1 rRNA gene is annotated in these 305 nt (G+C 40.7%); it reads left to right on the top strand.

The annotated features are described in order from the left end of the window. Positions 1 to 213: 213 nt before the first annotated feature. Positions 214 to 305, top strand: a 5S ribosomal RNA gene (rrf, locus tag ACH8JV_RS19595); the annotation flags it as partial.

Here is a 305-nt window from a genome sequence, read left to right on the forward strand (position 1 = left end):
CTGACCAATACTAATTGCTCGTGAGGCTTGACTATACAACACCCAAGCAGTTGTATATAAAGCATCAATCGATTCATAAATCTACAAATAAACTTGATTTAGTTATTCCACTAGATAAAATGAACAAGTCAGATTCAATCAGCCCAATCTGTAAAGATTTGGAAAACGCTTCGGCAACCAATAAGACCAAAGCAAGTATCCATAAACAGTTGTGCTGGCGACCATAGCAAGAGTGAACCACCTGATCCCTTCCCGAACTCAGAAGTGAAACCTCTTAGCGCTGATGGTAGTGTGGGGTTACCCAT

Source organism: Acinetobacter sp. ABJ_C5_2 (assembly GCF_044538485.1).
Taxonomy (GTDB): domain Bacteria; phylum Pseudomonadota; class Gammaproteobacteria; order Pseudomonadales; family Moraxellaceae; genus Acinetobacter; species Acinetobacter nosocomialis_A.